This window comes from Streptomyces krungchingensis, from assembly GCF_054729265.1.
The window spans coordinates 6,718,749-6,744,249 of record NZ_JBPUKY010000001.1; the positions used below are offsets into that span (position 1 = coordinate 6,718,749).

The 25,501-nt window shown below is 71.6% G+C and carries 18 protein-coding genes; 12 read left to right on the forward strand and 6 right to left on the reverse strand.

Translation table 11 applies throughout. The features are described 5' to 3' along the window. Positions 1 to 195 precede the first annotated feature (195 nt). Positions 196 to 1,302: a threonine synthase gene (locus ACSYGO_RS29620; protein ID WP_460388284.1), complete on the reverse strand. Its 1,107-nt coding sequence runs from the start codon at positions 1,300 to 1,302 to the stop codon at positions 196 to 198. Between the two features lie 160 nt (positions 1,303 to 1,462). On the opposite strand from ACSYGO_RS29620, the gene ACSYGO_RS29625 reads away from it, so the two are divergent. The 6 genes from ACSYGO_RS29625 to ACSYGO_RS29650 all read left to right on the forward strand — a co-directional run bounded on the left by ACSYGO_RS29625 (position 1,463) and on the right by ACSYGO_RS29650 (position 8,797). After that, on the forward strand, positions 1,463 to 2,818 hold the full coding sequence (locus tag ACSYGO_RS29625) for a DUF4190 domain-containing protein (RefSeq protein WP_460388286.1): 1,356 nt from the start codon (positions 1,463 to 1,465) through the stop codon (positions 2,816 to 2,818). A gap of 148 nt (positions 2,819 to 2,966) precedes the next feature. Next, positions 2,967 to 3,719: a GntR family transcriptional regulator gene (locus ACSYGO_RS29630; RefSeq protein WP_426680091.1), complete on the forward strand. Its 753-nt coding sequence runs from the start codon at positions 2,967 to 2,969 to the stop codon at positions 3,717 to 3,719. A gap of 665 nt (positions 3,720 to 4,384) precedes the next feature. Continuing rightward, positions 4,385 to 4,567: an SPOR domain-containing protein gene (locus ACSYGO_RS29635; protein WP_101400465.1), complete on the forward strand. Its 183-nt coding sequence runs from the start codon at positions 4,385 to 4,387 to the stop codon at positions 4,565 to 4,567. 30 nt (positions 4,568 to 4,597) lie between these two features. Further along, positions 4,598 to 4,999, forward strand: coding sequence for a (deoxy)nucleoside triphosphate pyrophosphohydrolase (locus ACSYGO_RS29640; RefSeq protein WP_426680090.1), 402 nt, complete (start codon positions 4,598 to 4,600; stop codon positions 4,997 to 4,999). A gap of 225 nt (positions 5,000 to 5,224) precedes the next feature. Further along, a complete protein-coding gene (locus ACSYGO_RS29645; protein ID WP_426680089.1) occupies positions 5,225 to 5,626 on the forward strand; it encodes an ATP-binding protein in 402 nt (133 codons plus the stop codon). A gap of 303 nt (positions 5,627 to 5,929) precedes the next feature. Then, positions 5,930 to 8,797, forward strand: coding sequence for a SpoIIE family protein phosphatase (locus ACSYGO_RS29650; protein WP_426680088.1), 2,868 nt, complete (start codon positions 5,930 to 5,932; stop codon positions 8,795 to 8,797). A gap of 74 nt (positions 8,798 to 8,871) precedes the next feature. On the opposite strand, the gene ACSYGO_RS29655 is transcribed toward ACSYGO_RS29650, so the two are convergent. Next, on the reverse strand, positions 8,872 to 10,461 hold the full coding sequence (locus tag ACSYGO_RS29655) for a hypothetical protein (RefSeq protein ID WP_460388288.1): 1,590 nt from the start codon (positions 10,459 to 10,461) through the stop codon (positions 8,872 to 8,874). Positions 10,462 to 10,986: 525 nt separating this feature from the next. On the opposite strand from ACSYGO_RS29655, the gene ACSYGO_RS29660 reads away from it, so the two are divergent. Both ACSYGO_RS29660 and ACSYGO_RS29665 read left to right on the forward strand, forming a co-directional pair. Continuing rightward, positions 10,987 to 12,210 (forward strand): glycoside hydrolase family 18 protein, encoded by a 1,224-nt coding sequence (locus ACSYGO_RS29660; RefSeq protein ID WP_460388290.1) that lies wholly within the window; start codon positions 10,987 to 10,989, stop codon positions 12,208 to 12,210. A gap of 96 nt (positions 12,211 to 12,306) precedes the next feature. After that, complete coding sequence (locus ACSYGO_RS29665) at positions 12,307 to 12,669, forward strand: hypothetical protein (RefSeq protein WP_426680086.1); 363 nt, start codon at positions 12,307 to 12,309, stop codon at positions 12,667 to 12,669. A gap of 40 nt (positions 12,670 to 12,709) precedes the next feature. Here ACSYGO_RS29665 and ACSYGO_RS29670 read toward each other — a convergent pair whose 3' ends face one another. From ACSYGO_RS29670 to ACSYGO_RS29685, 4 genes are read right to left on the reverse strand one after another with little or no spacing between them, the layout of a single operon-like run. Then, positions 12,710 to 13,480 carry a succinate dehydrogenase/fumarate reductase iron-sulfur subunit gene (locus ACSYGO_RS29670; RefSeq protein ID WP_095936425.1) on the reverse strand — a complete coding sequence of 257 codons (771 nt, stop codon included), beginning with the start codon at positions 13,478 to 13,480 and terminating at the stop codon, positions 12,710 to 12,712. Continuing rightward, the gene (locus ACSYGO_RS29675) at positions 13,477 to 15,420 is read right to left on the reverse strand and encodes a fumarate reductase/succinate dehydrogenase flavoprotein subunit (RefSeq protein ID WP_426680085.1); all 1,944 of its coding nucleotides are present in this window, start codon (positions 15,418 to 15,420) and stop codon (positions 13,477 to 13,479) included. The genes ACSYGO_RS29670 and ACSYGO_RS29675 overlap by 4 nt, the downstream gene beginning before the upstream one ends. Positions 15,421 to 15,436: 16 nt before the next feature. After that, the gene (locus ACSYGO_RS29680; protein ID WP_426680084.1) at positions 15,437 to 16,258 is read right to left on the reverse strand and encodes a hypothetical protein; all 822 of its coding nucleotides are present in this window, start codon (positions 16,256 to 16,258) and stop codon (positions 15,437 to 15,439) included. A gap of 18 nt (positions 16,259 to 16,276) precedes the next feature. Then, positions 16,277 to 16,603, reverse strand: a complete 327-nt coding sequence (locus tag ACSYGO_RS29685) for a hypothetical protein (protein ID WP_460388292.1) — start codon at positions 16,601 to 16,603, stop codon at positions 16,277 to 16,279. A gap of 694 nt (positions 16,604 to 17,297) precedes the next feature. Between ACSYGO_RS29685 and ACSYGO_RS29690 the strand changes: the two genes are divergently transcribed. From ACSYGO_RS29690 to ACSYGO_RS29705, 4 genes are all read left to right on the forward strand, one after another. Further along, complete coding sequence (locus tag ACSYGO_RS29690; RefSeq protein WP_460388294.1) at positions 17,298 to 19,706, forward strand: ABC transporter family substrate-binding protein; 2,409 nt, start codon at positions 17,298 to 17,300, stop codon at positions 19,704 to 19,706. Positions 19,707 to 19,995: 289 nt separating this feature from the next. Further along, a complete protein-coding gene (gene typA, locus ACSYGO_RS29695) occupies positions 19,996 to 21,903 on the forward strand; it encodes a translational GTPase TypA (protein ID WP_426680081.1) in 1,908 nt (635 codons plus the stop codon). A gap of 629 nt (positions 21,904 to 22,532) precedes the next feature. After that, a complete protein-coding gene (locus ACSYGO_RS29700) occupies positions 22,533 to 23,561 on the forward strand; it encodes an ABC transporter permease (protein WP_345652922.1) in 1,029 nt (342 codons plus the stop codon). A 114-nt stretch (positions 23,562 to 23,675) separates the two neighbouring features. Then, positions 23,676 to 25,475, forward strand: coding sequence for an ABC transporter substrate-binding protein (locus ACSYGO_RS29705; protein ID WP_426680080.1), 1,800 nt, complete (start codon positions 23,676 to 23,678; stop codon positions 25,473 to 25,475). The last annotated feature ends 26 nt before the right edge of the window (positions 25,476 to 25,501 follow it).

The window sequence follows — 25,501 nt, forward strand, 5'->3', positions numbered from 1 at the left end:
TGCGGCGCGCACCCGCCGGGCAGCGGTACGCGCGCCGGGGCGTCCCACGGACGGAGCGCACCCGGCGACGGCGCGGGCGCCCACTGCCCTGTGCCGCACGGAGCGCATCCGGCGGCCGGTACGGGCCGTTCCGGCCGGGGGTCCGGGACGCTCGCCCCGGGGGCCGTTCCGGCGGTGGCGCCGGGCCGCCGTCCGTCACGCCCGCGCCAACCCCGTCTTCAGTCCCGCCCCGCACAGCGGCACCACGGCCGAGCGCTCCCCGAGCGCTCCCTCCCGGATGGCCGCCCAGCAGGCCACCCCCGTGGACTCCACGTACAGTCCGCGGGAGGCCAGATCCGCCTGGGCGTGGCGGATCTGATCCTCCGTCACGGTCAGGAAGGTGCCCCCGGAGTCCCGTACCGCCCGCAGGATCTGGCGGGCTCGCGGCGGAGCCGGGATCGCGATGCCCTCGGCGAAGGTGGGCGCCATGGGGGTGACGCCGATCAGGTCGTCCGCGCCCTTCGACCAGGCGTGCGCCAGCGGTGCGACCGCGGCGGACTGCACGGCGTACAGGGCGGGCCGGCGGTCCACGAGCCCCGCGGTGTACAGCTCGGCCACGGCGAGCGCGGCGCCGAGCAGCAGGGTGCCGTTGCCGACGGGGACCACGATGACGTCGGGGAGCCGTCCGCCGAGGTCCTCCCAGAGTTCGTGGACGTAGGTCTTCGTGCCGTGCAGGAAGTACGGGTTGAAGACGTGCGAGGCGTAGAAGGTGCCGGGCTCGTCCGCGTCCTCGCGCGCCGCCCGTGCCGTCGCCTCACGGTCGCCCTCGACGACGCGCAGCCGCGCCCCGTGCGCCTCGATCTGCTCCAGCTTCTTCGGCGAGGTGCCCTCGGGGACGTACACCGTGCAGGGCAGCGAGGCCCGCGCGCAGTAGGCGGCGATCGCCGTGCCCGCGTTGCCGCTGCTGTCCGCGAGCACCCGCCGGGGCTCCAGCCGCAGCGCCAGCTCGGCCAGCAGGACCGCCCCGCGGTCCTTGAACGACAGGGTCGGCATCAGGAAGTCGAGCTTGGCCGAGATGCCGTCCCGCAGCGGGACCAGCGGGGTGCGGCCCTCACCCAGGCTGACCGAGGGAGCGGCCAGCGGCAGGCACTCCGCGTACCGCCACAGCGAGTTCACCCGCCCCGTCAGGGACTTGAGGGGGGCCGGGGTCGGCGCGAAGTCCAGGTCGAGCGGACCGCGGCACACCGGGCAGCACCAGGCGAGGGAACCCCCGGGGACGCGGGTGCCGTCCACGGGGCAGAAGCAGTCCGGCAAGGAAGTCATGCCCGCAGGTTAGACGCGGTGACCGGGGAGGCCGTGGCAGGACGGGCGGGCAGCGGGGTGCCCGCGTTCCGCGCCCGGCCGCCGCGCGCTTACGATGCGCCCAGCCAGTTGGCAGCCGTACGCACGTTCCATCCCGCCTGGACTAGGAGCAAGGGAACTCGTGGCCATACCCCCGCCGCCCGGGTCGCAGCAGCCCGAGGGCCAGTACCCGCCTCCAGGGACGCCGCCGGGCGGACACCCCGCGTACCCCTCGCACTCCCAAGGTCCGCACCCGCAGCCCGGGGCGTACGCGCAGCCCGGTGAACCGGGCCCGTATCAACAGCCCGGGGCGTACCCGCAGCCCGGTGCGTATCCGCAGGCCGGCGAACCGGGCCCGTACCAGCAGCCCGGGGCGTACCCGCAGCCGGGAGTCCCCGGGCAGTACCAGTCGTGGGGCCAGGGGTACTCCCCGTACAACAGTCCGGCGCCGGTCAACGGGCTCGCCATCTCCGCCCTCGTGCTCGGCATCCTCTGTTTCCTGCCCGCCGTCGGTCTCGTGCTCGGGGCCGTGGCGCTCGCGCAGATCAAGAAGCGGGGGGAGCGCGGCCGGGGCATGGCCGTGGGCGGCATGGTGATGTCGTCGATCGGCGTCGTGCTGCTCGCGGTCGCGGTGGCGACCGGCGGTGCCCGCGACTTCTGGGACGGCTTCCGCGACGCGGCGAACGACGGGGGCGGCGCCGCCTTCTCGCTCGAGAAGGGCGAGTGCTTCGACGCGCCGGGCGGTGCGCTGGAGGGCATGGCGTACGACGTCGACAAGGTGTCCTGCACGGGCGAGCACGACGCCGAGGTGTTCGCGGACTTCGAACTCCGCGACAGCGGCGGCTACCCCGGAGACAGCTCGATCACCGAGACGGCCGACGAGCGGTGCTACGCGCTGAAGGACAGCTACGCGATGGACACCTGGGCCGTCCCGGACGACGTCGACGTGTACTACTTCACCCCGACCTCGCAGAGCTGGCGGCTCGGCGACCGCGAGATCACCTGCCTGTTCGGCAACACCGACGAGAAGGGCAGCCTGACGGGCTCGCTGCGCAAGGACTCCCTGACGCTCGACCCCGACCAGTACGCCTACCTGGGGGCCGCTCAGATCCTCAACAGGGCGATGGAGGCGGCACCCGACGAGGAGTACGTCGAGGACGACCTGCCCGGCCACAAGAAGTGGGCGACCGATGTCGTGGAGGCGCTCGGCCGGCAGGCGGACCGGCTGCGCGGCCACACCTTCGCCCCGGCCGCCGGGAAGCCGGTCGCCACGCTGGTCGAGGACATCGGCCGGTCGCGGAAGGAGTGGGCCGCGGCGGCGAAGGCGGAGGACGCCGAGGCCTTCTACGCCCACTACGAGAAGGCCATGAAGCTCATCGACCCCAAGAAGACGGTCACCGCACGCAAGGCTCTGGGCCTCGCCACCACACCACCGGCGGTGGACGAGGAGGGCGGCGACGGAAGCGGCGCGGGAAGTGGCACCGGCATGGAGGTGTGACGGCGGCTATAGCGGGGAGAAAGTGCCTGCGTAAAGCCCTTGTACAGATCTCGTCATCACATCGAGTGATTCTCTGGCCTTCGCTTGCACGGCACAACCCACGGTTGCCACGCTGTTGCTGTCTGTACAACCTGATGGGAGCGGCTAAGTGACATTCGGTGAGCAGCCGGCGTATCTGCGCGTCGCGGGTGATCTCCGCAAGAAGATCGTCGACGGTTCGCTGCCACCGCACACCCGCCTCCCCTCGCAGGCGAGAATCCGCGAGGAGTACGGCGTCTCGGACACCGTGGCCCTGGAGGCGCGCAAGGTGCTCATGGCCGAAGGGCTGGTCGAGGGCCGCTCCGGATCGGGCACCTATGTGCGCGAGCGCCCGGTGCCGCGCCGTGTCGCCCGCTCCGGGTACCGCCCGGACAGTGGCGCGACCCCCTTCCGGCAGGAGCAGGCCGACCTCGCCGCGCGCGGCACCTGGGAGTCCCACAGCCGGCAGGTCGAGGCGAGCGGCGCCATCGCCGAGCGGCTGTCCCTCCGGCCCGGCGACCGCGTGATGTGCACGCACTACGTCTACCGGGACGGCGGCGAGGCGATGATGCTCTCCACGTCCTGGGAACCCCTCGCCGTCACCGGCCGCACCCCCGTCATGCTCCCCGAGGAGGGACCGCTCGGCGGCATGGGTGTGGTCGAGCGCATGGCCGCCATCGACGTGATCGTGGACAACGTCACCGAGGAGGTCGGAGCGCGCCCGGGCCTCGCCGAGGAACTGCTCGCGCTCGGCGGGGTCCCCGGGCATGTGGTCCTGGTGATCCAGCGGACGTTCTACGCGTCGGGACGTCCGGTGGAGACGGCCGACGTCGTCGTCCCGGCGGACCGGTACCGGATCGCCTATCACCTGCCGGTGAAGTAGCGGGCGCCGTTCCGGCGGCCGGCCGGACGGTGCCGCCGGGGGACAGGCGGGCGGGGCGCCGCCCCGCCGCCCGCGGCCGCCCCGCCGCCCGCGGCCGCCCCGCCGCCCGCGGCCGGCACGTCCCGGCGGCCGGGCGCCGACATGCGGACCAGCGAGGGGCTCGGGGGTGTCGGCACACGGACCGGCGGTGGGCCCAGGGGTGCCGACACACGGACCGGCGGTGGGCCCGGGGCAGGATGTCGTCGTGCGAAGTGCCCGGATTCGGCCCGGGAGTGAAGGGGCGTGGGGCGCCCGCGGGCGCTGTGGCGGACGGGTCTTCCGGGACGAGAATCGCCTGGTGGCCACTGCCGTGACGGGGCTGCCGCGCCGACCGGGCCGGCCGCCAAGTGGCCATCTCGTGACGCCCGGTTGGAATCTGGCCTTTCTCAAGTGCCGCGCCCGGACCGGACTTCGCCCTGCTCGACGGCGCACCAGGAGCGGCCGGCAGCGCGTTGCACGGCGCGCGCCCCCCGGTCCCGGCTCCCTTATTGGCTGGTTGCGTACCTCTTTGTGAAAAGGCGTATTCGCTGCGTGAAGGTTAGGCGTAGGCTCGGGCATATGCGGATTGCGGTTTCCTTAGAGGGCGGAGCACGACGGGGGCCCGGGGCGGGAAGTGGAGGGGCGCGATGAACGACGGCACGATCACTCTTCCCTGGCTCGTCATACGACAGGACGACAACGGCAATCGCTATCGCGTCGGCAGGTACGCGACCCGCGCGGAGGCCCAGAAGATCGCGGACAGCCTCGACGATCGCGGGCACAAGCAGCTCTACTGGGTCGAGCGCATCGCGCAGAACGGAAGCCGGTGACCGGGGCGGCGCTCCCGTAGGCTCCGGCGCATGACGGAACGGATCGTGGTCGTCGGAGCCGCCCTGCTCGGCGGCGGCCGCCTGCTCGCCGCGCGCCGCAGTGCGCCCCCCGAGCTGGCCGGGCGCTGGGAGTTGCCGGGCGGCAAGGTCGAGGAGGGGGAGACCCCCGAGCACGCGCTCGTACGCGAATTGCGCGAGGAACTGGGCGTGGAGGCGGAACCGCTGGAGCGGATCCCCGGCGAGTGGCCCCTGAAGCCCGGATGCGTCCTGCGGGTGTGGACCGCCCGGCTGCTCTCCGGAGAGCCCCGGCCCCTGGAGGACCACGACGAGCTGCGCTGGCTGACTCCCGACGAGATCTGGGACGTGGACTGGCTGGACCAGGACGTCCCGGCGGTGAAGGGCGCGCTGCGGAGGCTGGACGCGCAGGCGTGACGCCCCGGCGCGCGGCCGTGCCGATGTGCCCCGGCCGTGCCCCGGTCGCCGCGACGGACGCCTCGTACGGATGGCGTAGGGAAAGGGCGGAACGGGTTTCGCGGCTCGTACGCCGTTCGTGCCACAGTGCGCCTCCGTGGGCGGTAAGCCGCCCCGGATATCGGGTATGTGCCCATTAACCCCACGAAACCGGACATGGGTTGCTGGCCTGGGAAGTGATCGAGCGTGATCGACACCGAAGGCGACTGCGCCGAGTGGACCTTTCCCGCGGAGCCAGGTGCCGTCCGCACGGCACGCGCCGTCGTCCGGAGCCAGCTGCGCACGTGGGAGCTGGACTCGCTCGGTGACATCGCCGCCCTGCTGGTCAGCGAGCTCGTGACGAATTCCCTGCGGTACGCCACCGGCCCCATCGGAGTGCGGCTCGTCCGCCCCGACGGGCTGCCGGGCGAAACCCTGCTGGTCGAGGTGTCCGACCCGCTGCCCGAACCGCCGCGCGAGCGGACCGCCGACGCCGAGGACGAGAGCGGCCGCGGACTCCAGCTGGTGGCCGGATCGTCGCGGCGCTGGGGCACCCGCCTCGCGGAGGCCGGCAAGACCGTCTGGTTCGAACTCGCGGTACCCGGCTGATCGCCCGCGGAGGCTCCCCCGCCGAGCGGCCCCGTGAGCAGGCCGGGCGGGGCGGGCGGGGCACGTCCGGACGCGACGGGATGCGACCGTATGGTTCAGGCCACTGGCGCTTGCCGGACTCTTTGGTTCGAGGGGGCGCGACCTGGTTAGAAGACTGGGAGTATGTCGCGGCGGGTCCAAAAACCATCGGGACCCTGCTGTGATCGTGAACACCGTGTTGTGCGGCGCCGTAGTGCTGGATACTGCGGGCAGCCGCCTCCGGTGACCGGTGCCGGACGCGGTGAGCTGGAGGGGACGGTTCGCGTGAGCGAGATACCAGCGAAGGCCACGGAGTCCGAGGACCCGTCGGACGGCGCGAGGGCTGATGCGTCGGGCGATCCTGCGGGCGACTCGGGGAACGACTCCGTGCGCGAGACGCCCGACGGGGGCCACTTTGCGGGCGACGCCCGGCGCACGACGCCCGGCGGGACGGATGCCGCGGACGGTTCCGGGAGCGGCACCAGGGCCGGGGAGGCCGTCCGTCGCGGGGTGCGGGGCGAGGAGGCCTCCCGGAGCGGGGAAGGCCCCCGGGGCGAGGCCCGGGACCAGGGCGGTTCCGCGGGCGGTGAGGCCCGCGACTCCCTGCGCATGACGCCCGGTGAGGGCGACTCTGCGGGCGACACCATGTGGCAGAGCAGCCCGCCCGGCTCGATGTACGACTACATCAAGGTCGCCTCCTTCTCCATCGGCGCCGACGGGCTGATCGACCAGTGGAGCCTGCGCGCCGAACAGCTCTTCGGCATCTCCTCCGAACGCGCCGTGGGCATGGACCCCATCGAGGCGTTCGTCACCCCCGACCGGCGTGAGTTCGGGCAGCGCAAGATGGCGGAGATCCTGGACGGCCGCGAGTGGACGGGTGTGGTCCCGTTCCGGGCGCCCGACCCCCTCGACGCGGACCCCGAGGGCATCGGCGAAGGGGTCGAGGGGCTCGCCGAGGTCTATGTGATGCCCACCACGACGGAGGACGGCGAGCGGGCCGCCGTGTGCATCGTCGTGGACGTCCGCACCCTCCGCCGGATCGAGACGGACCTCGCCGCCTCGCAGGCGATTTTCGGTCAATCTCCTTTCGGCTTCCTGCTGATCGACACCGACCTGCGCGTCCGCCGCGCCAACCAGCGCTTCGCCTCGACCTTCGGCGGCACCGTCGACGACCACCGCGGACGCGGCGTCCACGACTACCTGCCGCACGCGGAGGCCGAACGCGTCTCGGCGACCCTGCGCCGCGTCATGGAGACCGGCGACTCCATCACGGACATGCATGTCACCGGCCACGTCCCCGGGTCCGACGAGCGCCGCCACTGGTCCGTCAACCTCTACCGCGTACACAGCGGAACCGGGCGCCCCATCGGCATCGCCTGGCTCGGAACCGACATCACCGCCCGCCGCGCCGCCGCCCGTGAGGCAGCCGCCGCCCGGCGCAATCTCGCCCTCCTGAACGAGGCCGGCGCCCGCATAGGCAACTCCCTCGACCTGGAGACCACCGCACGCGAACTCCTCGACGTCGTCGTCCCCGGGTTCTGCGACCTGGCGACGGTCGACCTGTACCAGGGCCTGCTGGCCGGCGACGAGACCCCGCCGGGCCTAGCCGACGGCAGCGCCGAACTCCGCCGCGTCGCCTTCGCCAGTGCCGTCGCCGACGCGCCGTTCGTCGGCGGGCCCGCACCGGTGGCCGTGGGCGCCGTCCACCACTACCCCTTCAACTCGCCCTGCGCGGACGCCCTGCGCACCGCGCGGCCGCAGAACATCCCGGCCGACGAGGGCGGCCTCATCCAGTCCACGCTCGCCGTCCCGATGGTCGCCCACGACACCGTCGTCGGGCTCGCCCAGTTCTCCCGCACGAAGGGCAGCGAGCCGTTCGGGGAACGCGACCGCGCGCTCGCGGTGGAGCTGGCCGCGCGTGCCGCCGTCTGCATCGACAACGCGCGCCTGTACCGCCGTGAGCACGAGCGCGCGCTGATCCTCCAGCGCTCCCTGTTGCCCCCGGGCGACCCCGAGGCGTCCGGCCTGGACATCGCGTGCCGTTATCTGCCGGGCAACGCGGCGACCGAGGTGGGCGGCGACTGGTTCGACGTGATCGAACTTCCCGGTCACCGCACGGCGTTGGTAGTCGGTGACGTGATGGGGCGCGGGCTGCGCGCCGCCGTGGCGATGGGTGAACTGCGCACCGCCGTACGGACGCTGGCGCTGCTGGACCTGGAACCCGCCGAGGTCCTCTCGGCGCTGGACGAGATCGCCCGCGGCCTCGGCACCCCCGGCGGGGTGCAGCAGGCCACCCGCACGGCCCGCCAGCCCCGCGACGCCGACCTCTCCGAGGTGTACCTCGCGACCTGCGTGTACGCCGTCTACGACTCCGTGACGCGCCGGTGCACCTTCGCCAACGCGGGCCATCTGCCGCCCGTTCTCGTCGAACCCGGCGAGAGCGCGCTCATGCTCGACGTGCCGCCCGGGATGCCGCTCGGCGTGGGCGGCGAGCCCTTCGAGGAGGTCGAGGTCGAACTCCCCGAGGGCGCGCTGCTGGCGCTCTACACGGACGGGCTGGTCGAATCCCGCGACCATCCCCTCGACGAGGGCCTGCAGGCCTTCGTGGGCGCCCTGACCGACCCCACCCGCCCCCTGGAGGACGTCTGCGACCACGTCCTCAACACCCTCGACACCCACCACGGCGAGGACGACATCGCCCTGCTGATGGCACGGGTTCAGGGGCTGCCCGCCGAGTCCGTCGGCGACTGGACGCTGCCGCGCGAGCCGCGCAGCGTGGGCCGCGCCCGCGAGTACGCGCGCACCCAGCTCCAGGCCTGGGACCTGGAGCCCCTCGTGGACACGACGGAACTCCTCGTCAGCGAGCTGGTGACCAACGCACTGCGGTACGGCGAGGGGGAGATCAGACTCCGGCTGCTCCTCGACCGCACCCTGGTGTGCGAGGTGTGGGACGCGGGCCTCGTGCAGCCGCGTCGCCGCCGCGCCCGGGACACCGACGAGGGCGGCCGGGGCCTTCAGCTCGTCGGCCTGCTGTCCGCCGCCTGGGGCTCCCGGCGAACCCCTCGCGGAAAGACGGTGTGGTTCGAACTCCCCCTGCCGGACGGCGAATCGGGCCTGGTGGACCCGGCGGAGGCGCTCCTGAGCCTGTTCTGAGGCGAAGCGGCCGGCAACTGCTCCCGCCGTCGAGGCGCGAAGGGCCGCGGCGGGTCGTGGGCAGGGGCCGGGCGTCAGCCGGGACGCACCGCCCGCCGGCCCCGGGTGCGGGGGCCGCCGAAGCACGCGGGACCGGCAGCACCGGGCAGCAGGATGCCGCCGAGCACGGCGCCGCCGACCCCGGCACCCTCGTACCCCCCGGTGGGGTTGCCGTGCGCCCGCACGTCCCGCTCCGCGAGGTCCCGTGCCTCCCGGGCGAGCACGTCGGCCCGCCGCACCTCGGCGAGGGCGAAGGCCCCCGCCGCCAGGAGCTGTTCGGCCGCCGCGAGACGGGTACGCGCCGTGCAGCCGACCGCCCCCCGGTTCGTGGCCACGAAGTCCGCCGCGGAACCGACCGCCGCACGGGCCGGAAGGAGGGCGTCGTCGCGCAGGGCGCGGAAGCGTTCGCCGGGCACGGCGCACGCCTCGGCGAGGACGACGCCCGCCTCCGCGACCCGCCGCAGCGCGTCGAGCGGATCGTACGGTCCGGCCCTGATCTCCCGGCGCACATCGGCGAGCAGTGCCTCGGCGTGCGCGACCCGCACGGGCAGCTCACCGACGGCCCCGTCGGTGCGCGGACCGCGCGCCTCGGCGAGATCGTCCTCCAGCGCGTCCAGTGCGGCCGGCAACCGCCGTTCCGCCGAACCCAGTTCGCCCGCGAGCCGGTCGACCCCGTCGACGAGCAGGGCGGCCTGGCCGAGGGCGCCCTCCGCCGCACGCAGAAAGGCCGCCGCCTTGCCGCCCTTGCCCCGGTCGGCGCACTGGCGCGCGAGGTTGAGGCGGATGGTGGCGAACACCAGCCGCTCCTTGGTGTGTTCGCGGTATCCCGTCACCGGGGCGGTCGCGGAGGGGGCGTACCGCTTGTGCAGCTCGCCCAGCGTCGTCTCCATGGCCGGGGTGCGCGCCGCCACCGCGCGGAACCGGGTCTCCGTGAGCCCCAGCACGGTGGCCGCGTCGTGCTCCAGGCCGCGCAACTGGTCGAACCCGGCCGCCTCCGCGTCCAGCCGCCGCCCGGCGTCGCCGCAGTGGGCCCGGATCTCCTCCAGCGCGCCCCGGTCCTCGGCGCCGCGGCCGGTCTCCTCGAGCAGTTGCCGGAGCCCGAAGGCCGCCGCGAGCTCGGACCTCGCACCGGCCAGTGCGCCCGCGTACGGCTCGACGGCCGCGTCGCCGAACTGTGCCCCGGCGCAGTCGAGTTCCTCGGCACTCGTGCGGACGCAGTCGTCGGTTGCCACGAGTAACGACCGTATCTGCCGGTCGAGTTCGGGCACGGACGGGAGTCCGGCAGGGTGCCCGCCGGGTGTCGTGCGGGTCCTCGCGCGCTGCCTGCGCCGCGCGTATCCGTACGCCCCCAGCGCCGCCGCGGTGCCGACGGCGACGAGCGGCAGGACGAGGTCCCCGGTGGCCGTCCCGTCCGGTCCGTCCGCGACCGCCGTCTCCTGGGCCACGGCCCCGTCGGTGCCCCGCGCGCTCCGTGCCGCGGTCACGGGCGCCTCGCCGTCCTCCGTGGCCAGGGGCAACACCAGCCACCCCACCGCCATGAGCCCCCCGAGCGCGGCATGCGCCACCCGCACGGCTATGTGCGACGGGGCCTGGCGCGACCGGCTTCGGCTCAGGGGCGACGTCACATTTGGGAGCGTATGGCCGCATGCGCGCAGACGCGACCGGGGTGCGCCGAGGCGGGGGCGCCTAAGGTACGGGGGATACGGGGACGTACGGGAGGGGCGCGGGGGATGGCTACTGGGCGGGCGGATTCCGGAAACGAGGCCCGTGCGGGCGGCCCCGGTCCCGGGACGGGGACACGGCGGGCGGAGCCCGCCACGGGGACACCGGCCGCGGCATCGCCCGCCGCACCGCCCACCACCGCGGCCCCGGCGGCCCCGGACCACGAAGCCGGTCCCGCCCCGGATCCCGAAGCCGGTTCCGCCCCTGATCCTGTGCCGGACCCCGGACCCGGTCCTGCGCCGGCCTCCGTGACCGGTTCCGTGCCGGCCTCCGCGACCGGTCCTGCGGGCGACCCTGTGACCGGTCCTGCGGCCGATCCCGCGCCGGACTCGGCGACGGATCCCGCGCCGGACTCTGTGACCGGTCCTGCGGCCGTTCCCGCGACCGGCCCTGCAACCGTTCCCGCGCCGGATCCCGCGCCGGACTCCGTGACCGGCCCTGCAACCGTTCCCGAGCCGGGCCCTGCGACCGATCCCGCGTCGGGCCCCGCGTCGGGCCCCGCGGCCCCCGACACCGTGTCCGCCCCCGCGGATGCTCCGTCAGGCCCCGCCGAGACCCCGCAGCACCCCACCGAGGAGCCGACAGGGGTCCTCCCGGGAACCGGGGCGAGAACCCGGCGCGGGCGCGTCGGGCGGGTCTGGCGGCACCCGCGCCTGCGGTGGCCCAAGCGTGTGCTGCTCGCGCTGGTCCTCGTCCTGCTGGTGCCCTCCCTGGTCGCGGGCATCGCCCTGCGGGTGAACTACGCCGGGGACCCCGGCCCCGGGACCGCGACGAGGAACCGTGACGCCGTCTGGCTGGGGCACGCCTGGGTCGACGGGCGGAAGAAGGACGCGGACGTCACCACGCTGGCGGCGCGGCTGCGGAGCACCGGCATACGCGATCTGTACGTGCACGCGGGACCGCTGGAGCACGACGGGACCCTGCCGAGGACGGCCTACCCGAGGGCCGCGTGGCTGATCGCCGCGGTGCACCGCGAACTGCCCGGCGTACGTGTGCAGGCCTGGCTCGGCGACGCGCTGGCGAGCGAAGGGCCGCACGGGCTGCGCATGGAGCGGGCGGACACCCGGAAGGCGGTCGTGGGCTCTACCCGGCAGATCCTGGCGGCCGGATTCGACGGCGTCCACTTCGACTTCGAGCCCCTGCACTCCGGCAACCGCGACTACCTCTCCCTCCTCGACGACCTGCACGAGGTGACCCGCTCCCGGCACGTGCCGCTCTCCGTCGCCGCCCACCAGATCGACCCGCTGCCGGCCGCCCACGCCGTCCGCGGCTCCCTCACGAACCACCCCAAGTGGTGGTCCCAGTGGTACTTCGGACAGGTCGCCCGCCGGGTCGACCAGATCGCCCTCATGTCGTACGACACGGCCCTTCCGATGGAGAGCCTGTACGGCGGCTACGTCGCCCAGCAGACCTCCCTCGCCCTGGAGGTCACCCCGGAGTCGACCGACCTGCTGATGGGCCTGCCGTTCTTCCACGAGGACGACATGAGCCACCACGAGTCCGCCGAGACGGTCACCGCGGCCGTGCGCGGCGCGCGCCTCGGCCTGTCCCGCACGGACCGCCACCGCGACCGCTTCGGCCTCGCCCTCTACGTCGACTTCGCGGCGACCGAGGCCGACTGGACCGCCTACCGGGAGGGCTGGGTGCGCTGACACGTCCGCCCCCGCCGGGAGCCACCGATCCGTTCCGTACGCGTTCTTGACGCGGGGCCTCTGGAGGCCCGGGCCCTCGCGTGCCACGATCGGCCCGTGGGTGTGCTCCGGCCCACCCACGCGACGGCGTGCTCCTCCGGCGCGCCGGAGGAAGGGGGAGCGATGCACCCGTATCTGGTGACGGCGGCCGTGCTGGCCGTGGTGTCGCTCGCGACGCTGGGGATCGTGGCCATCACGACGGGCTGGCTGATGCCGCTGGGCCGCCACCGCGTGCTGCGTCCGAAGCTGTGGGGCTACGGAGCGGTGACGGCGAGCGTCGGGATGACCCTGTTCATGTTCCTCGGCCCGTTCCACGGCCCCGACGCCGAGATGACCTCGTTCGCCCTGTCGGGCATGGGCCTGTTCCTGCTGGGCAACGTGTTCCAGCTGGCGGCGCAGCGACCCGGCCGGCGGCCCTGAGCCGGGCCCGCGGCCACTGCCTGCCGCCGGCTCGTGTCCGCTACGTGCGGCGCCTGCCGATCTTCGACCCGAGCCACACCAGCGGGTCGTACTTGCGGTCGACGGCGCGTTCCTTCAGGGGGATCAGCGCGTTGTCCGTGATCTTGATGCCTTCGGGGCAGACCTCCGTGCAGCACTTGGTGATGTTGCAGTAGCCGAGGCCGTGTTCGTCCTGGGCGGTCGCCTTGCGGTCGAGTCCCGTGTCGGCGGCGGCGTCCAGCGGGTGCATGTCCAGCTCCGCGACCCGCATCAGGAAGCGCGGGCCGGCGAAGGCGGTCTTGTTCTCCTCGTGGTCACGCACGACATGGCAGGTGTCCTGGCACAGGAAGCACTCGATGCACTTGCGGAACTCCTGCGACCGGTCGACGTCCTCCTGCTGCATCCGGTACTCGCCGGGTCCCAGTCCGGCGGGCGGGACGAAGGCCGGGACCTCCCTCGCCTTCGTGTAGTTGAAGCCGACGTCGGTGACGAGATCACGCACGACGGGGAACGCGCGCAGGGGCGTGACGGTGATCGTCTCCTCGCGCGTGAACACGGACATCCGCGTCATGCACATCAGCCGCGGCCGTCCGTTGATCTCCGCCGAGCACGAACCGCACTTGCCCGCCTTGCAGTTCCAGCGCACGGCCAGGTCGGGGGCCTGTGTGGCCTGGAGCCGGTGGATGATGTCCAGCACCACCTCGCCGTCGTTCACCTCGACCGCGAAGTCCTCCAGGCCGCCGCCCTTGACGTCACCCCGCCACACCTTGAAGCGGGCCTCGTAGCTGCTCACTCGTAGAGCTCCTCTTCGGCGAGGTACTTGACCAGCTCTTCCTTCTCGAAGAGAGCGAGCAGGTCGGAGCGGATGGGGTCGGTGGTCTCGCGGACCAGGTCGATCTGCCCGCGTACGGGGTCGGTCGCGGCCAGTCCGCCCGTCGGGTCCGTCAGCCGGCAGAGCAGATTGATCCGCCGCCAGGCGCGGTCCATCGCCGGATGGTCCTCGCGGGTGTGCCCGCCCCGGGACTCGGTGCGTTCCAGCGCGGCCCGCGCCACGCACTCGCTGACCAGCAGCATGTTCCGCAGGTCGAGGGCGAGGTGCCAGCCCGGGTTGAACTGGCGGTGCCCCTCCACGCCGGCCCGGCGTGCCCGCACCCGCAGGTCCGCGAGCTTCTCCAGGGCCTGTTCCATCTCCGCCTCGCGCCGGATGATGCCGACCAGGTCGTTCATGGCCTGCTGGAGTTCCTGGTGCAGGGTGTACGGGTTCTCCGGCGGGCGGCCGTCCTCCTCACCCGCCTCGGGGCCCTCGGCGGAGAAGGGCCGCAGCGCCTCCGCGGCCGCCGTGTCGATCTGGACGTCGTCCACGGGCGGGCGCCCGCCGTCCAGGCCGGCGGTGTACTCGGCCGCGTGCAGGCCCGCCCGGCGGCCGAACACCAGCAGGTCGGAGAGCGAGTTGCCGCCGAGCCGGTTGGAGCCGTGCATGCCGCCCGCGACCTCACCGGCCGCGAACAGCCCCGGTACGCCGCGGGCTGCCGCCGTGTCCGAGTCGACCGCGATGCCGCCCATGACGTAGTGGCAGGTGGGGCCGACCTCCATCGCCTCCGCCGTGATGTCGACGTCGGCGAGCTCCTTGAACTGGTGGTACATCGAGGGGAGCCGGCGCCTGATCACCTCGGCGGGCATACGGGTGGACACGTCGAGGAAGACACCGCCGTGCGGCGAGCCGCGGCCCGCCTTCACCTCGGAGTTGATGGCGCGCGCGACCTCGTCCCGGGGGAGCAGTTCGGGGGGACGCCGGTTGTGGTCCGGGTCCTCGTACCAGCGGTCGCCCTCCTCCTCCGACTGCGCGTACTTCTCCTTGAAGACGTCGGGGATGTAGTCGAACATGAACCGCTTGCCCTCGGAGTTCCTGAGCACTCCGCCGTCGCCGCGCACGGACTCGGTGACGAGGATGCCCTTGACCGACGGCGGCCAGACCATGCCCGTCGGGTGGAACTGCACGAACTCCATGTTCAGCAGGGGCGCACCGGCGAGCAGGGCGAGCGCGTGCCCGTCGCCGGTGTACTCCCAGGAGTTCGACGTCACCTTGAAGGACTTGCCGATGCCGCCGGTGGCGATCACCACGGAGGGCGCTTCGAGGACGAAGAAACGGCCGGTCTCCCGCTCGTAGCAGAAGGCACCGGAGACGCGTTCGCCGTCCTTCAGGATCCGGGTGACGGTGCACTCCTGGTAGACCTTCAGGCGCGACTCGTAGTCCCCGGTCTCCTTCATGTCCTCCTGCTGGAGGGAGACGATCTTCTGCTGGAGCGTGCGGATCAGTTCCAGACCCGTCCGGTCGCCGACGTGGGCGAGCCGCGGATACTCGTGGCCGCCGAAGTTGCGCTGCGAGATCCGTCCGTCCGCGGTGCGGTCGAAGAGCGCGCCCCACGTCTCCAGTTCCCAGACGCGGTCCGGAGCCTCGGTGGCGTGCAGCTCGGCCATCCGCCACTGGTTGAGGAACTTCCCGCCGCGCATGGTGTCGCGGAAGTGAACCTGCCAGTTGTCACCGGAGTTGACGTTCCCCATGGCCGCGGCGATGCCGCCCTCGGCCATCACGGTGTGCGCCTTGCCGAACAGCGACTTGCAGATCACCGCCGTACGGGCGCCCCGCTCCCGGGCCTCGATGGCGGCACGCAGCCCGGCGCCACCGGCGCCGACCACGACCACGTCCCACTCCTGCCGGTCGACCACGGACATCACAAGGCCCCACTCACTAGAAGAAGCGCGGATCGTCGAAGGCGCCGGACGCGACCAGGTACACGTAGAAGTCGGCGAGTGCCACGCTCACCAACGACGACCAGGCCAGCAGCATGTGACGGGCATTCAGCTTCCCGACCCACTGCCACATCCGGTAACGCACGGGATGTTTGGAGAAGTGCTTCAGCTTGCCGCCGACGATGTGCCGGCAGGAATGGCAGGAGACGGTGTACGCCCAGATCAGGACGATGTTGACGAGGAACACCAGCGTGCCCAGGCCCATGTGGCCCCAGCGGTAGTGCTCGTCGCGGAAGGTGAGCACGGTGTCGTACGTGAGGATTCCCGCGACGACGACGGCCGCGTAGAAGAAGTACCGGTGGATGTTCTGGAGGATCAGCGGGAAGCGCGTCTCGCCGGTGTACTTCTTGTGCGGTTCGGCGACCGCGCAGGCCGGCGGCGACGCCCAGAAGCCCCGGTAGTAGGCCTTGCGGTAGTAGTAGCAGGTCAGCCGGAAGCCGAGCGGGAAGATCAGGATGATGATGGCGGGGGACAGGCCCCACCAGCTCCCGAAGAGGTCCGCGTTGGGCCCGGCGTGCATCGTCCTGCACCGGTCCGCGAGACACGGCGAGTAGAAGGGCGAGACGTACGGCGCCGCGTAGTAGTACGAGTCGGCGAAGGCCCGCCAGGTCGAGTACACGACGAAGGCCAGCAGCCCGGCCGCCGTGACGGCGGGCGCCAGCCACCAGCGGTCGGTCCGCAGATGCGGTTCGGCGATCGCGGCGCGCGTACCGGACCGTACGCCGCCGCTGTTCAGATGGGGTTCCGTACCAGTGGTCAACGAATGCTCCGGTCGGGGTCAGGGGGCGTGCCGGTCGCGGGCGCCGAGACCCTCGTCGTCCGAATCGGTCCACAGAGAGCTGTCGTACGGGGTGTCGGGGATGGGGACCAGGTCGGGTCGGCGGGGCGACGGGGGGCCACCCCGGGCGGTCGCGGCCGAGCGCTCGGGGGAGGTCCCCGAGGCGGCCTCGCGCAGCAGCGCGACGCTCTCGCGCAGGTGATCGGCGTCTGCGCGCACCCGGCGCATCTCCAGACCGCCGCCCATCTGCTGTTCCAGGCGCCCCACCGACCTGTGGAGGTCGTCGAGACAGCGCTGGACTGACGTCAAGTCGTCGTGCACGGACATGACTTGCCCTCACTTCCACGGACACTGCGGTCCCAGGCGGCAACGTTCATGCGCCTGCGAGTGTTGCGCGTCACATACGCCCGTGTGAAGGCGCGTGCACGGATTTGAGGTCACGCCCCCCGCGGCTCGGCCACCGGATCGGCTGTGAGAGCCGGGGCGCGGGGGACGGGAGCCCGCGGCGCCCCGGAACCCTCCGGAGCTCTCCGGAGCCGCTGAGGGCGGCGAGGCGCGGGGAGGCGGCCGGGCCCGGGGGACCGTCGTGGCCCCGGGAGACCGTCGTGGCTCCGGGAGACCGTCGTGGCTCCGGGGGACGGGCCCGGTCCGGGGAACGACGCGGCTCCTGGGGCGGACCGGGTCCCGGGGGAATGGCGTGGCTCCGAGCGCGTCGATTCCGGGGCGGCCGGCTCAGGGATTAACGCGACTCCGGGGAGGGCCGGCTCAGGGAACGACGCGACTCCGGGGGCGCGGCGGTGACAGGCCGGGCGTTCCGCGCTCAGGGCGGCCACGGAGGCCCCGGCACGGTCCGGCATTGCTCCGCACGGGTGGGCTTCGGGCCCTCCACCGCCGTGTCGCCGCGCCCGCGAAGCCCTTCTCCCCTTCAGTGGGCGCATAGATCTGATCAGCTCCATATACCGCCAAACGTGATCAGAAACCGACCTGCCCCACAGCGGAGCATCCCCCGGAGGTTGCAGTGATGTCCCACGACGGCGTCGGACTGCGCGCGGTGATGCGCTCGGTCGCGTTCCTCACCGCGGGAGCGCTCGCGGTCCCCCTGCTCAGCGCGTGCAGCTCGGAGGACGACGCGAGCAAGCCCAGTGCCGCGCAGGACATCGCGCCCGCGTCCCGTGACCTGATCACCGACGGCGGCACGCTGCGCTGGGCCGTGGACTCCGTTCCGGAGACGCTGAACGCCTTCCAGGCGGACGCCGACGCCGCGACCACGCGTGTCGCCGGTGCCGTCCTGCCGTCGATGTACCGCCTCGACCAGAACGGGCGCCCGCAGATCAACCCGAACTACCTGGAGTCCGCGAAGGTCGTCGAGAGCGAGCCCAAGCAGGTCGTGCTGTACAAGCTCAACCAGCAGGCGGTCTGGAGCGACGGGCGGGAGATCGGCGCCGCCGACTTCGCCGCCCAGTGGCGGGCCCTGTCCGGCAAGGACACCGCGTACTGGACCGCCCGCAACGCCGGCTACGACCGGATCGAGAAGGTCGAGCGCGGCAAGAACAACCTGGAGGTCCGCGTCACCTTCAGCCGGCCCTACGCCGACTGGAAGTCGCTGTTCTCGCCGCTGTACCCGAAGGACGTCATGGGCACCCCGGACACCTTCAACGACGGCGCGCGCAGGAAGCTCAAGGTCACCGCCGGGCCGTTCGCCGTCCAGGCGGTCGACCGCACGGCCGGGCAGGTCAGCCTCACCCGCAATCCCCGCTGGTGGGGCCGTCCCACCAAGCTCTCCGAGATCGACCTCGTCGCCGTCCCGCGCGCCGATCGGACCACCGCGCTCGCCGCGGGCCGGGTCGACCTGGCCGAGGTCGACGCCGCGCAGGCCGAGCAGATCACCCTCGCCTCCCGCGGCAAGGGCACCGCCCCCCTCCAGGGGGCGCACGTCTCGCCCGGCACGTCCGCGTCGGCGTCGGGCACGGCATCCACGGCATCCGGCGAGGCGTCCGCGGGCGCGGACGCCGGGACGTCGCAGGAGGCGTCCGCGAGCGCGTCCGCCGACGTGTCCGCGAGCGCGTCCGACGGGGCCTCGGCGAGCGCGTCCGGTGAGGCCTCTCCCGACGGTTCCCAGAAGGCGTCCGCGAGCGCGAGCGGCAAGGCGTCGGCGAGCGCGTCCGACGACGGCAAGCCCGCGCGCCGCACGGAGCACGGGACGAAGGCGGAGCCGGCCGACCAGGTCGCGGGCCTGAGCGGATTCGTGATCCGCAAGTCCCTCGAACCGGCCTACACCCAGCTCGCCCTCAACGGCTCCGAGGGCCCGCTCGCCGACGAGCGCGTGCGCCGCGCCGTGGCCCGCGCCCTCGACCGCAAGGAACTCGCCCGGGTGGTGCTCCAGCCGCTCGGTCTGCCCGCCGAGCCTGTCGGCAGCCACCTCGCGCTCGCGGGCCAGCAGGCGTACGCCGACAACAGCGGTGCGCTCGGCGACCAGGACACCGCCGAGGCGCAGGCCCTGCTCTCCGACGCGGGATGGGTGCGCGGCGGGCCGATCACCGAGGAGAAGAAGACGGAGAAGGCCGCCGGGTCCAAGGGCAAGAAGGCGGAGGACGCCGAGGACCAGGACGGCTCCGGGGACGACGGGACGTACATCGTCGGCGAGGACAACAAGCCCGCCGAGGCCGACCGGGAGCAGAACAACGACCCGAAGGACCACTCGGGGAACCACCAGTACAAGTCGGCGGACGAACAGGCCGGCGGGCACCTCGACGGCACCCGCTACGGGCACAAGGACGCCCATCGGGACGCTCCGGCGGGCGGGGCGCCCGGGGCGTACGCGCCCAAGGGCACGGCCGCCCCCGCCGGCGCCGCGGCCGGCGCGCTCGCCAAGGACGGCAAGCCGCTGACGCTCCGCTTCGTCCTGCCCTCCGGCCCCGGTTCGGAGCCACTGCGCACGGTCGCCGACCGCATCTCGCAGATGCTCCAGCGCATCGGCATCCGCACCGACGTGTCCAAGGTCGCGGACGAGAGCTACTTCAAGGACCACATCGCCTCGGGCCAGTACGACCTGGCGCTCTACTCGTGGCCCGCCTCCGCCTTCCCGGCCACCGACGCGCGCCCGATCTACGCCAAGCCCGTGCCCGCCGCCGACGGCTCCCTGAGCGTCGAGCAGAACTACACCCGCGTCGGTACCGACCAGGTCGACCAGCTCTTCGACCAGGCCATCGCCACGCTCGACGAGGACGAGGCGAGCTCGCTGGTCCGCAAGGCCGACGCCCGGATCTGGGCCGCCGCCGGATCGATCCCGCTCTTCCAGCGCCCCCAGCTCACGGCCGCCCGCTCGACCCTCGTCAACACCGGCGCCTTCGGCTTCCAGACCCCGGTCTACGAGGACATGGGCTTCCTGAAGAAGGGCGCGAACCCCTCGGCCGGCCCGTCGAAGAGCTAGCCGCCGGGGGACCACCCCCTGCGTGCCGGGGACCCCGCGTCGAACAGCGGGGGACCGTCGGTCGAACAGCCGGGGACGTCCTGGGGTCCCCCTTCCCCGGGAGTGGCACCCGGCGGACCGAAAAGGCCCGGTGAGCTCGGTAAAGAGCTCGCCGGGCCGTCGCCGTCGTGGCCCTGCGGAGGCCGCCTCCGTCGCGGCCACGTACCATGGGGTAAGGCCGTGGCGTGTTCAGCCCGGCAGGCCCCGCGCAGCGGAGGCCGTCCACTCACCCCGGGAGAAGCGCCTCAATATGGCCACGCGCCACGACATCCGCAACGTCGCCATCGTCGCCCACGTCGACCATGGCAAGACCACCCTGGTCGACGCCATGCTCAAGCAGGCCGGTGCCTTCGCCGCGCACGCCGCCGAGTCGCTCGACGACCGCATGATGGACTCGAACGACCTGGAGCGTGAGAAGGGCATCACGATCCTGGCGAAGAACACGGCGGTCAAGTACCACCCGAAGGATGGCGGCGACGCCATCACGATCAACATCATCGACACCCCCGGCCACGCCGACTTCGGTGGTGAGGTCGAGCGCGGTCTGTCGATGGTGGACGCGGTCGTCCTCCTCGTCGACGCCTCCGAGGGCCCGCTGCCGCAGACCCGCTTCGTGCTGCGCAAGGCGCTGCAGGCCCGCCTGCCCGTCATCCTGTGCATCAACAAGACGGACCGCCCGGACTCGCGCATCGACGAGGTCGTGAACGAGGCGTACGACCTCTTCCTCGACCTGGACGCCGACGAGGACCAGATCGAGTTCCCGATCGTCTACGCCTGCGCGCGTGACGGCGTGGCGTCGCTGACCAAGCCGGAGGACGGCACCGTCCCGGCCGACAGCGACAACCTGGAGCCGTTCTTCTCCACGATCCTGGAGCACGTCCCGGCCCCGTCCTTCGACGAGTCCGCGCCGCTGCAGGCCCACGTGACCAACCTGGACGCCGACAACTTCCTCGGCCGTATCGCGCTGCTCCGCGTCGAGCAGGGCGAGCTGCGCAAGGGCCAGACCGTCACGTGGATCAAGCGCGACGGCACGATGGCCAATGTGCGCATCACCGAGCTGCTGATGACCGAGGCGCTCACCCGCAAGCCCGCCGAGGTGGCCGGCCCCGGTGACATCTGCGCCGTCGCCGGTATCCCGGACATCATGATCGGTGAGACCCTCGCCGACACCGAGAACCCGATCGCGCTGCCGCTGATCACGGTCGACGAGCCGGCGATCTCCATGACCATCGGCACGAACACCTCGCCGCTGGTCGGCCGCGGTGGCACGGGCAAGGGCGCGGACGCCAAGGCCGCGGTCAAGGACCGCAAGGTCACCGCCCGCCAGGTCAAGGACCGCCTCGACCGCGAGCTGATCGGTAACGTCTCCCTCCGCGTGCTCGACACCGAGCGCCCGGACGCCTGGGAGGTCCAGGGCCGTGGTGAGCTCGCGCTCGCCATCCTGGTCGAGCAGATGCGCCGTGAGGGCTTCGAGCTGACCATCGGCAAGCCGCAGGTCGTCACCCAGGAGATCGACGGCAAGATCCACGAGCCCGTCGAGCGCATGACGATCGACGTGCCCGAGGAGCACATGGGCGCGGTCACGCAGCTCATGGGCGTCCGCAAGGGCCGGATGGACAACATGTCGAACCACGGCTCCGGCTGGGTCCGCATGGAGTTCGTCGTCCCGTCCCGCGGCCTCATCGGCTTCCGTACGGAGTTCCTGACCGGCACGCGCGGCACGGGCATCGCCCACTCCATCCACGAGGGCCACGAGCCGTGGTTCGGCACGCTGGCGACCCGTAACAACGGCTCGCTCGTCGCCGACCGCGCCGGCGCCGTCACCGCGTTCGCGATGACGAACCTCCAGGAGCGCGGCGTGCTGTTCACCGACCCCGGCACCGAGGTGTACGAGGGCATGATCGTCGGCGAGAACTCGCGCTCCGACGACATGGACGTGAACATCACCAAGGAGAAGAAGCTCACGAACATGCGGTCGTCCTCGGCCGACTCGTTCGAGGCGATCGTGCCCCCGCGCAAGCTCTCGCTGGAGCAGTCGCTGGAGTTCTGCCGCGACGACGAGTGCGTCGAGGTGACCCCGGAGGCCGTTCGCATCCGCAAGGTCGTGCTCGACCAGCGTGACCGTGCCCGCACCGCGAGCCGCGCCAAGCACAGCTGATCCACGTCGGCGAGCACGGCTGATCCACCGCGCCCCGCGCGGCTGATCCACCGGGAATCGAGCCCGGGTACCCCGTCACGGGGTGCCCGGGTTTTTTCGTTGCGGAAGATCTAGCCGTTCACGCCGTCCCGTACAACCGGTTTTTTCCGGCTCTCGTGTCCGAAATGCGGAGCCTGCCGCCCGATACGCATGTAACACGTCCGTTTCGCGGGCTTCTCTCTCAGATCATTTTGTCCAGATTTTGGAAGATGTACGCGACAGCTGTGATGGAACCGAGACCTAAAGGCAGTGGTCGGTAGTTGGCTCATGTCAGATAGTTAGCCGCGTAACGCTCGGGTCAATGGGTCATGCGCTGTGGGGACAGCGCCGACTCACGAGCACAGTGGGGTGTTTGACCCTCCGTCAGGGGTGTCGGAGGTCAGTCAGGGCCCCTCCTGTCCGTGCAACGGTTGAGTCATGAGGAGGCACCAGATGCCAACTACGCGTGTTCATCTGCGAGTTGTCGCACGCCGCGCTGCGGCGCACAGCGACCGCTAGGCATACGTCTCTCCTGATCCGCATGGTCCGAACGTGGCCGCCCGCACCCTGAGGCGGCCACGGACTCGGCGTACCCATGAAATGGACGAATCATGACGAGTCCGATCGAGATCGAGGGCGCGGAAGCCTCCACCGAGGTCGACGAGCAGACGCCGCAGAAGGGTTCCGACACGCCGGAGAAGCTGGAGGGCCGATCGCCCGGCCAGCTGATGTGGCGCCGGTTCAAGCGAGACCGCACCGGTGTGGTCTCCGCCTACGTGGTGCTGTTCTTCTTCCTGATCGCCGCCCTCGCTCCGCTGATCTCGAAGCTGTACGGCAAGAACCCGTACACGCTGTACGGGCAGGACGACCCCACGCTCCTGAACGACTTCAACATGCCGGCGGGCCCCAACGGCGGCATCACGTCGGAGTACTGGTTCGGGATCGAACCCACCCTCGGGCGCGATGTGTTCATGCAGCTCCTGTACGGCATGCGCACCTCGCTGTACACGGCGCTCGCGGCGACCGTCGCGATGGTCTTCATGGGCGTGCTGATCGGCCTGGTCGGCGGCTACTTCGGCGGCAAGGTCGACTACTGGCTCGGCCGGCTCACGGACTTCCTGCTCGCGTTCCCGCAGCAGCTGTTCATGATCGCCTCGATGCCCGTCATCACCGCGGTGTTCGTCGCCCCCGACGAGGAGACGCCCACCTACATCCACGCGCTCGCGATCATCGGAGTGCTGTGGTTCCTCGGCTGGATGGGCCTCGCCCGGCTGATCAGGGCGGTCGCCCTCTCGCTGCGCGAGCGGGAGTTCGTCGAGGCCGCGAGGGTCGCGGGCGCCTCGCCGTGGCGCATCATCCGCAAGGAACTGCTGCCCAACCTCGTCACACCGATCCTGGTGCAGGGCACCTACATGCTGCCGAGCACCATCCTGTCGGTCGCGTTTCTCTCGTTCGTCGGCGTCGGTTACACCGAACCGACCCCCGACTGGGGCCGGATGTTCGCCATCGGGTCGGACATCTACGAACAGGACCCCGTCTACATGTTCTTCCCGGGTGTCGCCATGGTCATCTTCGTCGTGGCGTTCAACCTCCTCGGTGACTCGGTCCGGGACGCCTTCGATCCCAAGACGGGCCGCTGACCCCGAGCGTGGGGTGCCGCTGCCACCCGGGAGCCGGCGACGAACCGGCAGTGCACCGCCAGGCAGCACCAGTGGATCACTGATCACAACTCACAGGCAGGTGGACTCGACTCCATGAGCATCATCAGTTCTCGCAGAGCGCGGACCGCCGTCGTCGCGGTCGCGGCCGGCGCCCTCGCGCTGGCCGGCTGCAGCAGCAGTGACAGCGGCAACGGCAAGGACAAGAGCAAGAGCAAGAAAGAGGCCGCCGCCCAGTCGGCCGCGGTGACGATGGGTACCGCAGCGGACTCGACGGGTCCTGCCGAGGAGGTCCCCGGTGCCAAGCCGGGCGGCACGATCCAGGTGTACGAGGAGGACGACTTCTCGCACCTCGACCCAGGCCAGATCTACGTGAGCGACGCCGGCCTGCTCTCCAAGCTCATCTTCCGCGGCCTCACCACGTACAAGGAGGACGACAAGGGCGCCCTCACCGTCGTGGGTGACCTCGCCACCGACCCCGGCAAGATGTCGGACGGCGGCAAGACGTGGACGTACACCCTGAAGGACGGGATCAAGGACGAGACCGGTCATGTGATCGACTCGGCCGACGTCCGGCACACCTTCGAGCGGCTCTACGACCCGTTCATCACGGACGGCCCGTCGTACATCCAGCAGTGGCTGTCGGGTACCGGCACCACCTACCGCAAGGCGTACGCCGGTCCGTTCAAGGGCGGCAAGCACCTGCCGGACTCGGTGCTCGCCACCCCCGACGACAAGACCGTCGTCTTCCACTTCAAGGAAGCCCAGCCCGACCTGCCGCAGGCCCTGGCCATGGCCGGCTACTCCGTCGTCCCGGAGAAGACCGACACGAAGGCGAAGTACGACACCAAGCCGGTCGCCATCGGCCCGTACAAGATCTCGGAGTTCAAGGCCGGCAAGAGCGTGAAGCTGGTCAAGAACACCAACTGGGACGCCAAGAGCGACGCCATGCGTCACCAGTACGTCGACGGCTTCAACATCGACATCAACCACGACGACGAGGACCAGACCAAGACGATCCTCGCCGACCGTGGTGACGCCAAGAACGCCATCATGATGACCGGTCAGGTCGCGACCACGCAGGTGCAGAAGGTCGTCTCCAACGCCGCGGCGATGAAGCGCACCATCCAGGGCTACGCGCCGTACGTGTGGCAGATGAACTTCAACATGGACCGCATCAAGGACAAGAAGATCCGCGACGCGATCACCTACGCCATGCCGTCCACCGCCATGTACAAGGCGGACGGTGGCGCGTACGGCGGTGAGGTCGCCAACAGCCTGATGTCGCCGACCACTCCGGGCTACCAGAAGGGCTACGACCCCTTCGAGCGCTCGAAGAAGCCCAACGGTGACATCGAGAAGGCCAAGAAGCTGATCGACGAGGCCGGCGCCAAGGGCATGAAGATCGTCTACGCCTACGCCAACGTCCCGGTTCGCCAGCAGCAGGCGGTCCTCGTCGAGAACGCCCTCACCAAGATCGGCCTCGACGTCCAGAAGAAGGAGATCGACGCCGCCACCTGGTACGAGCAGGTGGGCAAGGTCAAGAACGGCTTCGACATCTACATGACCGGCTGGGGCCAGGACTGGTCCTCCGCCTCGACCGTCTTCCCGCCGCTGTACGACGGCGCGCAGATCCAGGACGGTGCGTCGAACTACGCGCACATCAACGACGACCACGTGAACTCCGAGATCCAGCGGATCCTGAAGATCACGGACACCGCCGAGGCCACCAAGGCCTGGACCGCGCTCAACCAGTACATCAGCGAGAAGGTCAACCCCGCGTCGCCGATCTACTACACCAAGACGTTCCAGATCGCCGGCACCAACGTGGGCGGCCTGCGCTACTCCACGGTCACCAGCTACACCGACCCGACCCGGGTCTTCCTCAAGAGCTGACCACCCTCCCGGGGCGCACTGCGCGC

Excerpts from the sequence above, each read along its gene's own strand:
- ACSYGO_RS29620 (WP_460388284.1), bottom strand. The coding sequence starts at position 1,302 with ATGACTTCCTTGCCGGACTGCTTCTGCCCCGTGGACGGCACCCGCGTC.
- ACSYGO_RS29635 (WP_101400465.1), top strand. The coding sequence starts at position 4,385 with ATGAACGACGGCACGATCACTCTTCCCTGGCTCGTCATACGACAGGAC.
- ACSYGO_RS29640 (WP_426680090.1), top strand. The coding sequence starts at position 4,598 with ATGACGGAACGGATCGTGGTCGTCGGAGCCGCCCTGCTCGGCGGCGGC.
- ACSYGO_RS29675 (WP_426680085.1), bottom strand. The coding sequence starts at position 15,420 with ATGTCCGTGGTCGACCGGCAGGAGTGGGACGTGGTCGTGGTCGGCGCC.
- ACSYGO_RS29685 (WP_460388292.1), bottom strand. The coding sequence starts at position 16,603 with ATGTCCGTGCACGACGACTTGACGTCAGTCCAGCGCTGTCTCGACGAC.
- ACSYGO_RS29690 (WP_460388294.1), top strand. The coding sequence starts at position 17,298 with ATGTCCCACGACGGCGTCGGACTGCGCGCGGTGATGCGCTCGGTCGCG.
- typA (WP_426680081.1), top strand. The coding sequence starts at position 19,996 with ATGGCCACGCGCCACGACATCCGCAACGTCGCCATCGTCGCCCACGTC.
- ACSYGO_RS29700 (WP_345652922.1), top strand. The coding sequence starts at position 22,533 with ATGACGAGTCCGATCGAGATCGAGGGCGCGGAAGCCTCCACCGAGGTC.
- ACSYGO_RS29705 (WP_426680080.1), top strand. The coding sequence starts at position 23,676 with ATGAGCATCATCAGTTCTCGCAGAGCGCGGACCGCCGTCGTCGCGGTC.